Below are 12,901 nucleotides of genomic sequence, written 5' to 3' on the forward strand. Positions count from 1 at the left end.
GGACCACGGAGGTGTACCTGGGCGGGTTCGGTGTGGTCCCGCCCAGGTCGGTGCTGTGGGGTGTGTGCAGGCGCCGCTCAGGACACGGTGATCGTGCCCGCGAGCTCGATGTCGGCGACCGAGCGGCCGACGTACACGCGGACCTTGCCGGTGGGGGTCACCCAGCGGTTCTTGGACTCGTCCCAGTAGGACAGGCGTCGGCGGTCGATCTCGACGGTCACGTTCTCGCGCTGTCCGGGGCGCAACTGAACGCGGGCGAAGCCTGCCAGGTGCTTCTCGGGGGTCTCCGCGCGGGTGGGGAGGTGCCCGACGTAGACCTGCACGATGTCGGATCCGGCACGGCGTCCGGTGTTCCTCACCTCGACGGTGACCTTGGCGGTGTCCTTCTCCCGGGCGAGGGAAAGGTCGTCGGTGCGGAGCTTGCCGTAGGCGAACGAGGTGTACGACAGGCCGTGTCCGAAGGGGAAGAGGGGCTCGGCGTGGTGCTTGTCGTACCACTTGTAGCCGACGTAGATGCCCTCGTCGTACGTGATGCTGCCGTTGGCACCATCGTTCTTGCCGCCGGTGTAGGTGGAAGGGCCCTGCTTCTCGTCCGCGGGGAAGGTGACCGGCAGCCGGCCACCGGGCTCGGCCTTCCCGTACAGGACGTTGGCGACGGCGGTGCCTGTTGCCGCGCCCTGGTACCAGCTCTGTACGACTCCCTTGACCTGCTTCAGCCACGGCATGAGCATCGGCCCGGAGGTGTTGAGCACGACCACGGTGTTCGGGTTGGCCGCGGCGACGGCCTCGATGAGCTGGTTCTGGTCGCCGGGCAGCGAGAGATCGTCGCGGTCGAAGGCTTCGCCGGTGTAGTTGTTGACGAAGACGACCGCCACGTCGGCCTTCTTGGCCGTATCGGCAGCCGCGGGAATGAGGGATTCGGGCTGCCAGCACAGCTTCATGCTGGGGCCGTTGTAGCCGACATCCTTGGTCGTGTACTCGACGGTGATGTCGACGGGCTTGCCGGCGGTGAGCCGAGTGACGCCGCCGATGGCCGATTCCTGGGGGCCGAAGAAGGAGTCCCACAGGAAACGGGACTCGTCGAAGACGGTCACGCCGTCCACGACGAGCTTGCCCGCGCCGGACAGCAGGGTCGAGAAGCGCACCCAACCGGTGGTGGTGGGGGTGAGCTTGCCCGTCCACCGGCCGGACCACTTGGCGGGGAGGCCGCCGACCGGATTGCCCCAGCGGAAGTCGACATTGCCGGTGGTCGTACTGGCGACGGGCGTTCCGGAGAGGTCCTCGCCCGCGAAGAACTCCGCGTGCAGGCCCTGCTTGCCGTCAGGGGTGGTGAAAGCGTCGGCGGGGATCACCGGCAGTGCGACGTCGCCCAGCGTCCCCTGGGAGCGCAGGACGCGGCTCGATCCGGCGATGGCCTTGATGGCATCGGCGGCGGTCGTGTAGTCGCCGGGGTCGACGTAGGAGGATCCTTCGACGCCCGTGATGGCGTCCTTGCCGGTGGGGCCGATCACCGCGATGGTCCCGCGTGCAGACAGCGGCAGGAGGTCGCGCTCGTTCCTGAGCAGGACGGTGGCCTGTTCTCCGGTGACGCGGGCCAGGTCCTGGTGCGCGCGGGTCGTGACGACCGCTGCCGGAGTGGCGGGCAGGGGGTTGTCGTACGCGCCGGAGGCGAAGAGTGCGAACAGGATGCGGCGGGCCGCGTCGAGGGTGCGCTCCTCGGGGATCCGGCCGTCGGTGAAGGCCTCCTTGGGGGTGTCGGGAATGAGCGCCGCGGAGTCGACTCCCGCACGGATGGACTCGACGCGGTCGCCCGTCGGGTAGAAGTCGGTGCCGACGTACCCGTTCTCGAGGCCGAGGTCGGTCTTCAGATCGTTGATGATCTTTTCGTTCTGGCAGGCGAACACCCCGTTGATCTTGGGGTAGGAGTTCATGATGGAGAGCGCACCGCCCTCGCGGATCGTGTGCTCGAACGCGGGGTAGTACAGCTCGCGCAGTGCCCGCTCGGAGACCTTCACGTCCAAGGAGTTACGGCCCTCCTCCTGGTGGTAGACCGTGAAGTGCTTGACCTGGGCGATGACGTCGTTCTTCTGGAATCCCTTGGTGACGGCGGCGCCCATCACGCCGTTGACCAGCGGGTCCTCGCCGTAGGACTCCGACTCGCGGCCGTTGCGCGGATTCCGGTCGATGTCCACCGTGGGGCCGAGCAGGACGTTCCAGCCCTTGGCACGGGCCTCCGCCCCGATCGCGTCCCCGTACTTCTCCGCCAGCGCGGCGTCGAACGTGGCGGCAAGGGCGTTGGGGGCCGGGAAGGCGGTGACGCCCGTGTCTCCGCGCAGGCCGTCGGACGCGTCGACCCGGGTCATCGCCGGGATGCCCAGGTGTTCCAAGGGCTTGAACTCGGCGATCTCGACAGCGGTGACGAGGACGACCCTCTCCGCATGCGTCATCGCCTTGACGAGGGAGTCCGCACGCCAGGCGGCCCGCTTGGCGGTGTCGCGCCACGGCTGTGCCGCCTTCGCCTTCGTGGCCACCGCTGCGGAGGCCGCGGGAATGCTGGTGACCACGGCTCCGGCGGTGCCGATGACAGCTGCGGCGACGACCTGCCGCCGGGACATTCCAATGGAACGATTCATTCTTTCCGTACTCCTTCGGAGGAAAGGCGTGGGACTGAGTGAAGCGAGTGTTCGTCGGGGCGTGTGCCGAGGAGGTGCCGGGTCGGGGTCAGGTCGACCCGGCACCGGATCTGCCTCTCCGTGCCGGCGTTCTCCTGGCTGTCATGAAGCCTCTTGGTGAGCGCACGTGCCGGAGAGGAACCTGAGGGACCGGGGCGTCGCCGCCCCTGTTCTACGCCGCGTTCCGGTCGAGCAGGGCGGTGTCGAAGGTGTGGTCACCGGGGCCGACCGACAAGGGCGCCCGCCCGGGCAGTTCCACCGTTCCGGAGCAGCCTTGGGGGACGGTGATCCGGGCCGTCATCCCGCCGTCGGCCAACTGCCAGGACAGGGCCGCCGTGCCGTACGGGGTTTCATGGCTGGTGTTCGCCCAGGTGATGCCGCCGCCGGGGCGGGGCCGGTAGGAGAGCGTCCGGAAGCCCGCCGCGGTGGCGGTGATGCCTCCGACGACGCGATGGAGCCAGTCGGCCACGGCACCGAGGGCGTAGTGGTTGAAGGAGGTCATGCCTCCGGGGTTGAGGGTGCCGTCGGGGCGCAGGCTGTCCCAGCGTTCCCAGATCGTCGTGGCGCCCTGGGTGACGGTGTAGAGCCAGGAGGGGCATTCGGTCTGGGTCAGAAGCCGGTACGCGACATCGAGGTGACCTGTGTCGGTCAGTGCGTCGCAGATCAGCGGGGTGCCGACGAAACCGGTGGCGATGCGGGCGTCGTCCTCCAGGACCAGGGTGGCCAGGCGGTCGCCGGCCCGTCGGCGCAGGTCGGGTGTGTCGAGCAGGTCGAAGGCGATGGCGAGGCAGTAGGCGGTGGGGCTGTCGCTCGTCATGCGCCCGGTGGGAAGGACGTACCGACCGCGGAACGCCGCGGCGACCTCGTCGGCGAGTGCGCCGTAGTGGAGGGCGGTGTCCGTGTCGCCCAGTGCGTCCGCCGACCATGCCAGGTGGCGGGCGGAGCGGGCGAAGTAGGCGGTGGCCACCAGGTAACGGTCGGTGCGGCCGTCGCCGGGGTCGTCGGGCGGGGCGATGGGGTCGAGCCAGTCCCCCAGCTGGACTCCCGTGTCCCACAGGCGGGTCGGGCCGGCCAGGCGTTCCACGAGGTCGACCCACTTGCGGCCGGTGGCGAAGTGACGGCGTAGCAGGTCCAGGTCGCCGAAGCGCTGGTGGAGGAGCCACGGAGTGAAGGAGGCGACGTCTCCCCACGCGGCGCCGGGGTGGATCGGGGTCCACTGCGGGCCGCCGGGTATGACGGGCACATACCAGGGGACCGTGCCGTCGGGGAGCTGTTCGGCGGCGACATCGGTGAGCCAGGAGTCGAGCATGCCGGCGCAGTCGTAGAGGTAACTGGCGGTGGGGGCGAAGACCTGGATGTCGCCGGTCCAACCGAGGCGTTCGTCGCGTTGGGGGCAGTCGGTGGGGATGTCGACGAAGTTGCCGCGCATGCTCCATACGACGTTCTCGTGCAGGCGGTTGACCAGGGGGTCGCTGCACTCGAACCAGCCTGTGCGTCGCATGTCGGTGTGGTGGACGAGCGCGGTCACCGCGCCCTCGGGCAGCTCGTCACCCGGCCAGCTCGTGACCTCCGCGTAGCGGAAGCCGTGCAGGGTGAAGCGGGGCTGCCAGGTGCGCGGCCCGTCTCCGGCGAGGATGTAGGTGTCCTTGGCGTGGGCCTCTCGCAGCGGGCGAGTGGCCAACTCGCCTTCCTCCAGTACCTCCGCGTGGCGGAGGGTGATCGTGGTGCCTTCCGCGCCTTCGGCGGTGAGGCGCAGCCGGCCGACCAGGTTCTGCCCGAAGTCCAGCAGGTAGCGGCCGTCGCCCTTGCGCACGACGGACACGGGCGCGACCTCCTGTGTGCAGCGCACCGCGGGCCCCTGGGGTGCGAAGAGGGTCGCGGGGTCCCTTCGGTGAACGGCCACCGGGGTCCAGTCCGCGAGGAGCCGAGGCCCGGGGGTGGACCATGCGGGGTCGTCGAGGCGGGCGTCGAAGGTCTCCCCCTCGTACAGGCCGCTCGTGAGGATGGGGCCGGGGGCTGCGGTCCAGTTGCTGTCAGTGGCGATGACCGTGCCGGTGCCGTCGTCGTGGGTGATCTCCAGCTGGGCGATCAGTGACTGGTCGGTGCCGTAGATGTTGCGGGTGCCGCCGTCGAAGCCGAAGCGCCCGCGGTACCAGCCGTCGCCGAGCCACGCGCCGATGGTGTTGGTGCCCTGCGTGAGGTGTGCGGTGACGTCGTAGGTGTAGTAGCGAAGACGCTCGTGGTAGACCGTCCATCCCGGTGACAGGGCGTCCTCCCCCACCCTGACGCCGTTGATCTCCGCCTCGTACAGGCCGTGTGCCGTGACGTAGAGCCTGGCCCTGGTGACCGGACGCTCAAGAGTGAAGTCCTTGCGCACACGGGCGGGTCGGCGGTCGGCGTCGGGGTCCTCGGACCAGTCCGCACCGACCGGGACCGCGCTCCAGTCACCGGCGTCCAGCAGTCCGGCCTCGACCGTGCTGGGCTCGCTCCACGCGGACGGCTCGTCGCCCGCGGACCAGGTGCGGACCCTGACGGTGCTCCGCTCACGCGAGGTGAGCGGAGCGCCGGGCCATGGGACCAGCACGTGTTCGGGGCTGTCGATATGACCGGTGCGGTGCAGGCGCCCACCCTGGTCGTACTCGACCTCGTAGCCTTCTTGGGCGTCGGCCCCGGGGGGCAGCTTCCATGACAGACGAGGAGTGGCGACGCCGATTCCGAGACCGTGCGTCAGGTGCTCGAACGTGACCGGGGCAGGCTGAAGGGACATCGATGGGGGACCTTCCGTGAAGTGTGCGGTGAAGCGACCGGTGGGGCGTCAGGATCGGGCGGTTCTCAGCCCTTGACGGCTCCACCGGTGAGGCCCTTCATGACCTTCTGGTTGAGGAAGAGATAGATCAGCAGGGTGCCGAAGACGTTGATGCAGATCGCGGCGAACAACGGCCCGTACTGGGTGGCGCCGAAGTCGCCGGTGAAGTTGAGCAGGCCGACCTGGACGGTGCGCATGTCCTGGCTGTTGGTGAAGGTCAGCGCGATGAGCAGGTCGTTCCAGATGAAGAAGAACTGCACCAGGCCGACGGTGAGCAGGGCGTTGCGGACCATGGGGACGCTGATGGTCCAGAACGCGCGCAGGATGCCGGCGCCGTCGATGGTGGCGGCCTCGAACAGCTCCCTGGGGACCGTCTTGTAGTACGTGGCCATCATGAACACCGTCAGCGGAAGGCCGGTGCCGGTGTACGTGAGGATCAGCGGCCACATCGTGCCGGAGAGACCGGTCTGGAAGTACACGGTGAACAGGGGCAGCAGGATCATCTGCGAGGGCACCATCATGCCTGCGAGGAAGAGGAGCAGGGTGAAGCTGCGGCCCTTCCACACCATGATCTGCAGGGCGAATCCGGCGGCGGTACCGAGCAGCAGGATCAGGGCCAGCGAGGGGACGACCGCCATCAGGCTGTTCTTCATGTACAGGCCGATGTTGCCGGTGGTCCAGGCCTCGGTGTAGTTGCCCCACTCCCATGTCGTCGGGAGGCTCCAGGTGGAGTTGTTGAGGTAGTCGTCGTTGGACTTCAGCGAGGTGAGGAACATCCACAACAGGGGATACACCTCGACGACCAGGAGCACGCCGACGGCGGCCTTGACCCAGATGTTCCCGCGACGGGAACGCTTCGGTGCGGTACGAGCCGTGCCGGGCCGGTGACTGCCGAAGGCCGTCCTGGCGGGGGCTGTGCCGGTGGATGCGGTGACTGCCATGGCGTCAGCCCTTCGTGAGGTCGCGGCGCGAGAGGCGGAAGACGACCAGGGTCACCAGCAGGCACACCACGGTCAGCAGGAAGGCGATGGTGCTGCCGTAGCCGTAGTCGCTGTAGGTGAACGACGTCTGGAACATGTACAGGGTCAGCGGCGAGGTGTCGTTGCCGGGCCCGCCGTTGGTCAGGGCGACGATCGAGTCGAAGACCTTGAGAGTGCCGTTGATGCTGAAGATCAGGGACGACATCAGTACGGGGAAGGACAGGGGCACGACGATGTGCCGGATCAGCCGCAGTCCGGAAGCACCGTCCAGGCGGGCCGATTCCAGTACCTCTTCGGGGATGTCGACGAGTCCGGCGAACAGGAGGACCGCGTAGAAGCCCATCGACCGCCAGATGTCCATGACGACCAGGACCCAGAAGGCGTTCCCGGCACTGCCGAAGAAGTCGACGGATTCCAGGCCGGCCATGTTCAGCAGGGAATTGACGGGGCCGGTCTGCGGGGCGACCTGGAAGAACTTCTGGAAGAGCAGACCCACGGCGACAGTGGGCAGTACGACGGGGAAGAAGGCCAGCGTGCGGATGAGCGCCGATGACTTCTTCAGGAAGAAGACGTAGAGCAGGGCCAGCAGGTAGCCCGTCAGGACCTGGCCGACCGTCACGACGGCCGCGTACTTGAGGGTGAACGTCAGGGCTTCGCGGACGGCCGGGTCGGTGAACAGGCGCTGGAAGTTGTCCAGTCCGTTGCCGGTGAAGCCGTCGATGGTGTTGCCCTTGGTGAAGGAGTACCCCAGTGACCACACCATCGGGACGAGCATGATGAGGGAGTAGACCAGCAGAGCGGGACCGATCAGGATGGCGATGGCCCTGCGGTCACCGAGTACACGGTGCATGGAAGGTGTCCACTTCTGTGGTGGGCGAGCGGTTGTGCACAGAGCGGTGCGGGCGGCTCAGGAAGGTCACTACGGGAAGGCGTGTTCATCCTGAGCCGCGTCGCTCAGGGGTCTACTCGGTGTCGAGGGCGTCCTGAACGGTCTGCATGAACTGGTCCGGGCTCGTGCTCCCGCTGGCCAGCCCTGCGGCGTTGGTCTGGCTGACGGTGGTGGCCTTGGTGCTGAACAGGGCCTCGAACCACAGGACGTTCTGCTTCGATTCGCTGATGGTCTCGCGGACCTGGGTGGTGACCTCGGTGCTGTCCTCGACCGGGGTGTTCACCTTGAAGCCGGAGATGGAGCCGTGGTCCTTCAGCGCCGTGCTGCCGTAGTTCTCGGCGATGCAGGAGACCCAGTCGCCGGTCTTCTTGTCGAAGGACTTGGCTCCCAGCCCGATGCCCAGGCCGACATTGGACGGGTACTGGTCGACGGTGCCCTTGCCGCCCGCCACCGCGGGGAAGGGCATGAAGCCCACGTTCTCGGCTCCCACCTTGTTCTGCTTCGCGTCGGCGATGTTCGTCAGCGCCCAGCTGCCCATGTAGAACATGCCGGCCTTGCCGGAGAGGAACTGGTTCATCGCGGTGTCGTAGTCGATGGACCCGACGCCCTTGCCGAAGTACCCCTTCTTGCCCAGGGCGGCGATCTCCTCGGCCGCCTTCACGTACTCGGGGTCGGTCAGCTTCGCCTTGCCGTCCGCCACCTTCTGCAGGGCATCGGGGCCCAGGCTGCGATAGAGGTACGTGCTCACCAGCCGGGTGATCGGCCAACCCTGCTGCCCGGAGGCGGAGAACGGCTGGACACCCTTGGCCTCCAGCTTCGCAGCGGCGGACACCAGCTCGTCCCAGGTGCCCGGAACCGCGATGCCGTTGTCGTCGAAGATCTTCTTGTTGTAGAAGATGCCCTCGATGTTGTACTCGTAGGGCAGCACCTCGACCGTGCCGCCGTAGAGCGCCTTGATCGTCGAGATCGCCGCGGGTTCGAGCTGGTCGAGGACCCCGAGCTCCTTGAGCTCCTTCTCCAGATCAGCGACCTTGCCGGACTTGTAGAGCTGCTGGGTCAGGGAGGGAGCGTTACCCGCGGCGAACTGCACGGGCAGAGCTCCCTGACCGGCCAGCAGCTGCAGCTTCTGGTCGAGTCCGGACTGCGGGACCGTCTCCACCTTCAGCGGCAGGGCCTGCTCCTGCGCCTTGCAGGCCCCCTTGGACAGAGTGCCCAAGGCGGTCTTGACGGTGGTGTTCTCAGTGACGCTCAGGTAGCTGAAGTTCTTCGGCGTGGAGGAATCCGCCGAGCCCGAGCCGCCGCACGCGGTCGCCAGGACGGCCATCGCGGCGGCGCCCGCCGTGAGACCGGCGATGCGCACCTTTCCGGCACGGAAAGAAGGGGTGATCACGACTGACTCCCTGGTGTTCAAGAGGCGAGGGCAGGCGGCGGGCGAACAGCGAGGAGGGCCCGACCGAGAGACGGTGCGTGTAACGTTCTCCACGCGAAGTGGGCACAACAGTGCACTCAAGCCCCAGCCACGTCAAGACATCGAGCTGTAACTTCCCGGAAAAGAGGTCTGGGCACGGAGTTCACGTCATGGCACTATGTAGACCGTTGCATCGATCATCCAACTCGGGGGCACTCGCATGGATCCGGCACCGAAGCAGAAGCGCGTGACGATCACGGACGTGGCCCGTCACGCGGGCGTGTCCACCGCCGCGGTCTCCAAAGTCCTGCGCAATGCCTACGGATCCAGCCCGGCGATGCAGGAGAAGGTCCGGGCGGCCATGGCGGAGCTGAACTACCGGCCGCACGCCGCCGCTCGCGGCATGCGGGGGCGGACCTACACGATCGGCGTGCTGCTCGACAACATCCGCAACCCCTTCTTCGCCGACATCCTCGACGGCATCCGCGACGAGCTGCACCAGAGTGAGTACACGGTACTGATCGGCGCGGCGGGCTTCGACGCGGACGACCAGGCACGGACGGTCCGCTCGATGGTCGACCGGCAGATGGACGGCATCATCCTGATCGCACCGGGGTCACGCCGCAGCGAGGTACTCGAGACGGCGGCCACCACACCCACGGTGGTCATCGGACACCACGACCCCTCCCCCGCGCACGACTCCGTCGTGGACGCGGACGGAGCCGGAGCCGGCCTGGTGGTCGACCACCTGGTGTCATTGGGGCACCGGGACATCGCCCTGGTATCGGCACCCGGGACCAAGGCGAGCCTGTGGAAGCAGACCCCTGAGGCCGAACTGGCGAAGGGGTACCTGGAGGCCATGGAACGCCACGGCCTGGTGGAGCAGGCACAGGTGGTGCGGACGAGCTACTCGGACGACGGGGGCTACAAGGCGGGGATGCAGCTCCTGACGGGCGAGCGGCCCCCTACGGCCATCATGACCGGCGCCGACGTCGCGGCCCTCGGCATCTACCGGGCGACGGACGCGCTCGGCATGAGCGTGCCGGACGACCTCTCGCTCGTCGGGTACAACAACACTGCGATCGCGGCCCTGACCGCCGTGCAGTTGAGCAGCGTCGACCAGGCAGGTCACACCATGGGCGCCACTGCCGCGAGGATGCTGATCGAACGCGTAGAGGGCCGGAGGGACCGCGCCGTACTCACCACCATGACTCCCCGGCTGGTCGTCCGCCGCAGCACCGCGTCACCGCGCACGCCCTGAAGTACGCCCGGCGCCCCTCCTGCGGGGCGTGCTCCCCTCTCCGTGCTCCCGCACCTACACCCCCTTCCACACGAACAGACCAACGGGTGTCCGAGCCGACAGCCGGACCGGCGCAGTCGCCTGCGAGCGGCGCTGACGCGTCGTTCGGCCCTGAGAGGCCAGGCTCATGCCCCGGACTCGCCCTGCCCGAGCCGCACGCGACCGCCTGAGAGCAGGGCGTATCGGCAGGGCCATGACGCGAGGATCCGGCAGGGGGGATTCACCCTGATATGCGCCCCCGTGCGAGCCGTCTTAGCCTGACGGAAATTGCTCAGGCAGTCGACGGCCGGTCAGCCGGCGGAGGGTGAGCTTCCATGGCGGAACGGCGCACACGATCCGGACTGGTCGGCGAGTTGTCGGCCGAGTTCGCGGGCACGATGATCCTCATCCTCTTCGGCTGCGGCGTGGTGGCCCAGGTGGCGGCGGGCGGGGCTCTGACGGACCCACCCGGCGGTCTCGGAGACCACGACAGCATCGCCTGGGCGTGGGGGCTCGGTGTCACCCTGGGCGTCTACGTGGCGGCGCGGCTGAGTGGTGCCCATCTCAATCCCGCGGTGACCCTCGCACTCGCCGCGTACAGGGGGTTCCCGTGGGGCAAGGTGGTGCCCTACGCCCTGGCCCAGACGGCCGGCGCGTTCGTGGCCGCCCTCCTCGTCCGCTGGAACTACACCGAAGCCCTGGCGAAGGCCGACCCCGGACACACCGTCAAGACGCAGACGGTGTTCTCCACCCTCCCCGCCAACGGCAACCCCGCTCTGCCGGTCCATGAATGGGGTGCGTTCCGGGACCAGGTCATCGGCACCGCCATCCTGCTGCTGCTGATCATGGCCATCACCGACATGCTGAACACGCCGCCGGGCGCGAACCTGGCCCCGTTCGTCATCGGCCTGGTCGTGGTCGCGATCGGAATGGCGTGGGGAACCAACGCGGGTTACGCGATCAACCCGGCCCGCGACTTCGGTCCCCGGCTGGCGAGCTTCATCACCGGGTACAACGGAGCATGGCGAGATCAGTACGGGAACCTCTACTTCTGGGTCCCGATCGTCGGCCCGCTCATCGGTGGTCTGCTCGGCGCAGGACTCTACAAGGTATTCATCGGCCGGTTCCTGCCCAGCGCGGAACCCGAGCCACCGGGACGCGTCCCGGCCCCCCAGGACTGATCCCACCGGCCGGAGAGGTGACACAACATGGCTGACTTCATCGGCGCGGTGGACCAGGGGACCACCAGCACCCGATTCATGATCTTCGACCATGGCGGCAACGAGGTCGCCAAGCACCAGCTGGAGCACGAACAGATCCTCCCCCGCTCGGGCTGGGTCGAGCACGATCCGGTGGAGATCTGGGAGCGCACCAACTCAGTGATGCAGAACGCCCTGCGGTACGGCGGCCTCGCGCCGGGCGACCTGGCGGCGATCGGAATCACCAACCAGCGTGAGACCACAGTGGTCTGGGACCCGCGCAACGGGCGGCCCTACTACAACGCCATCGTGTGGCAGGACACCCGTACGGACGTCATCGCGGCGGAGCTCGAACGCTCGGGTCGTGGCGATGTCATCCGCCGCAAGGCCGGACTGCCGCCGGCGACCTATTTCTCCGCGGGCAAGATCCAGTGGATCCTGGAGAACGTCGACGGCGTACGGGCAGCGGCTGAGGCGGGCCACGCCCTCTTCGGCAACACGGACGCCTGGGTCCTGTGGAACCTGACCGGCGGTCCCGACGGCGGCATCCACGCCACCGACGTGACCAACGCGAGCCGCACCATGCTGATGGACCTGGAGACCCTCGACTGGGACGACGAACTGCTGGGCTTCTTCGGCATCCCCCGGGCGATGCTGCCCACCATCAACCCCTCGTCGCACCCGGAGGCCTACGGAGCGACCCGCACGTCCCGGCCGCTGCGCGCCGCCATTCCCATCGGTGGCGTCCTCGGCGACCAGCAGGCGGCCACCGTGGGCCAGGTCTGCTTCGCCCCGGGCGAGGCCAAGAACACCTACGGAACCGGCAACTTCCTGGTACTCAACACCGGCACCGAGCTGGTCCGCTCCCAGCACGGTCTGCTCACCACGGTGGCGTACCAGTTCGGCGACAGCCCGGTGGTCTACGCGCTGGAGGGCTCCATCGCTGTGACCGGCTCCGCGGTGCAGTGGCTGCGCGACCAGATGAAGATCATCAAGACCGCGGCCGAGAGCGAAGTGCTCGCCCGTACCGTCGACGACAACGGCGGCATGTACTTCGTCCCCGCTTTCTCGGGTCTGTTCGCCCCCTACTGGCGCTCCGACGCCCGGGGAGCAATCGTCGGCCTCGCCCGGTACAACGACAACGCCCACCTGGCACGGGCAACCCTGGAAGCCATCTGCTACCAGAGCCGCGATGTCGTCGAGGCCATGGAGCAGGACTCCGGCGTTCACCTCGACGTGCTCAAGGTCGACGGCGGGGTAACCGCCAACGACCTCTGCATGCAGATCCAGGCCGATGTCCTCGGCGTCCCGGTCAGCCGCCCCGTCGTCGCGGAAACCACCGCTCTCGGCGCTGCCTACGCGGCAGGACTGGCAACGGGCTTCTGGCAGAACACCGACGAACTGCGCACCCATTGGCAGGAGTCCGAACGGTGGTCGCCGCAGTGGTCCGAGGATCAGCGTGCGGAAGGCTACGCAGGCTGGAAGAGGGCCGTGGAACGCACCCTCGACTGGGTGAAAGTCCCGTAGGGCTCCCCTTCGGCCATGTGGCAGCCGGCGCCGGGGTCCGCAGTGGCAGCCGGCGCCGGCTCGGCCGGGACCTCGACGACGTCGGCAGCCGGCCCCGTGGCCGGCCACGTCCCGCCGCTGCGGTGCCCTCAGTGCTCGGCC

8 protein-coding genes are annotated in these 12,901 nt (G+C 68.1%); 3 read left to right on the top strand and 5 right to left on the bottom strand.

Annotated features, from left to right (window positions below):
* Positions 1-77: 77 nt before the first annotated feature.
* The 5 genes from ACFWFI_RS32510 to ACFWFI_RS32530 all read right to left on the bottom strand — a co-directional run bounded on the left by ACFWFI_RS32510 (position 78) and on the right by ACFWFI_RS32530 (position 8,737).
* Positions 78-2,633, bottom strand: coding sequence for a beta-glucosidase (locus ACFWFI_RS32510; protein ID WP_387397229.1), 2,556 nt, complete (start codon positions 2,631-2,633; stop codon positions 78-80).
* Positions 2,634-2,844: 211 nt separating this feature from the next.
* A complete protein-coding gene (locus ACFWFI_RS32515; protein WP_387397232.1) occupies positions 2,845-5,439 on the bottom strand; it encodes a family 78 glycoside hydrolase catalytic domain in 2,595 nt (864 codons plus the stop codon).
* A 65-nt stretch (positions 5,440-5,504) separates the two neighbouring features.
* Positions 5,505-6,419, bottom strand: coding sequence for a carbohydrate ABC transporter permease (locus tag ACFWFI_RS32520; protein ID WP_387397234.1), 915 nt, complete (start codon positions 6,417-6,419; stop codon positions 5,505-5,507).
* A 4-nt stretch (positions 6,420-6,423) separates the two neighbouring features.
* Positions 6,424-7,308 carry a carbohydrate ABC transporter permease gene (locus tag ACFWFI_RS32525; protein ID WP_387397237.1) on the bottom strand — a complete coding sequence of 295 codons (885 nt, stop codon included), beginning with the start codon at positions 7,306-7,308 and terminating at the stop codon, positions 6,424-6,426.
* A 112-nt stretch (positions 7,309-7,420) separates the two neighbouring features.
* Complete coding sequence (locus ACFWFI_RS32530; RefSeq protein WP_387397239.1) at positions 7,421-8,737, bottom strand: ABC transporter substrate-binding protein; 1,317 nt, start codon at positions 8,735-8,737, stop codon at positions 7,421-7,423.
* Between the two features lie 265 nt (positions 8,738-9,002).
* Between ACFWFI_RS32530 and ACFWFI_RS32535 the strand changes: the two genes are divergently transcribed.
* From ACFWFI_RS32535 to glpK, 3 genes are all read left to right on the top strand, one after another.
* A complete protein-coding gene (locus tag ACFWFI_RS32535) occupies positions 9,003-10,016 on the top strand; it encodes a LacI family DNA-binding transcriptional regulator (protein WP_387397242.1) in 1,014 nt (337 codons plus the stop codon).
* 353 nt (positions 10,017-10,369) lie between these two features.
* Complete coding sequence (locus tag ACFWFI_RS32540) at positions 10,370-11,215, top strand: MIP/aquaporin family protein (RefSeq protein WP_387397245.1); 846 nt, start codon at positions 10,370-10,372, stop codon at positions 11,213-11,215.
* Positions 11,216-11,242: 27 nt separating this feature from the next.
* Entirely contained in the window at positions 11,243-12,760 is a 1,518-nt protein-coding gene (glpK, locus tag ACFWFI_RS32545; RefSeq protein WP_387397248.1) for a glycerol kinase GlpK, read from the top strand.
* The last annotated feature ends 141 nt before the right edge of the window (positions 12,761-12,901 follow it).

Source organism: Streptomyces sp. NPDC060209 (assembly GCF_042728155.1).
Lineage (GTDB): Bacteria > Actinomycetota > Actinomycetes > Streptomycetales > Streptomycetaceae > Streptomyces.

Coding starts and splice junctions, on each gene's coding strand:
- ACFWFI_RS32525 (WP_387397237.1), bottom strand. CDS start 7,308: ATGCACCGTGTACTCGGTGACCGCAGGGCCATCGCCATCCTGATCGGT.
- glpK (WP_387397248.1), top strand. CDS start 11,243: ATGGCTGACTTCATCGGCGCGGTGGACCAGGGGACCACCAGCACCCGA.
- ACFWFI_RS32520 (WP_387397234.1), bottom strand. CDS start 6,419: ATGGCAGTCACCGCATCCACCGGCACAGCCCCCGCCAGGACGGCCTTC.
- ACFWFI_RS32515 (WP_387397232.1), bottom strand. CDS start 5,439: ATGTCCCTTCAGCCTGCCCCGGTCACGTTCGAGCACCTGACGCACGGT.
- ACFWFI_RS32510 (WP_387397229.1), bottom strand. CDS start 2,633: ATGAATCGTTCCATTGGAATGTCCCGGCGGCAGGTCGTCGCCGCAGCT.
- ACFWFI_RS32540 (WP_387397245.1), top strand. CDS start 10,370: ATGGCGGAACGGCGCACACGATCCGGACTGGTCGGCGAGTTGTCGGCC.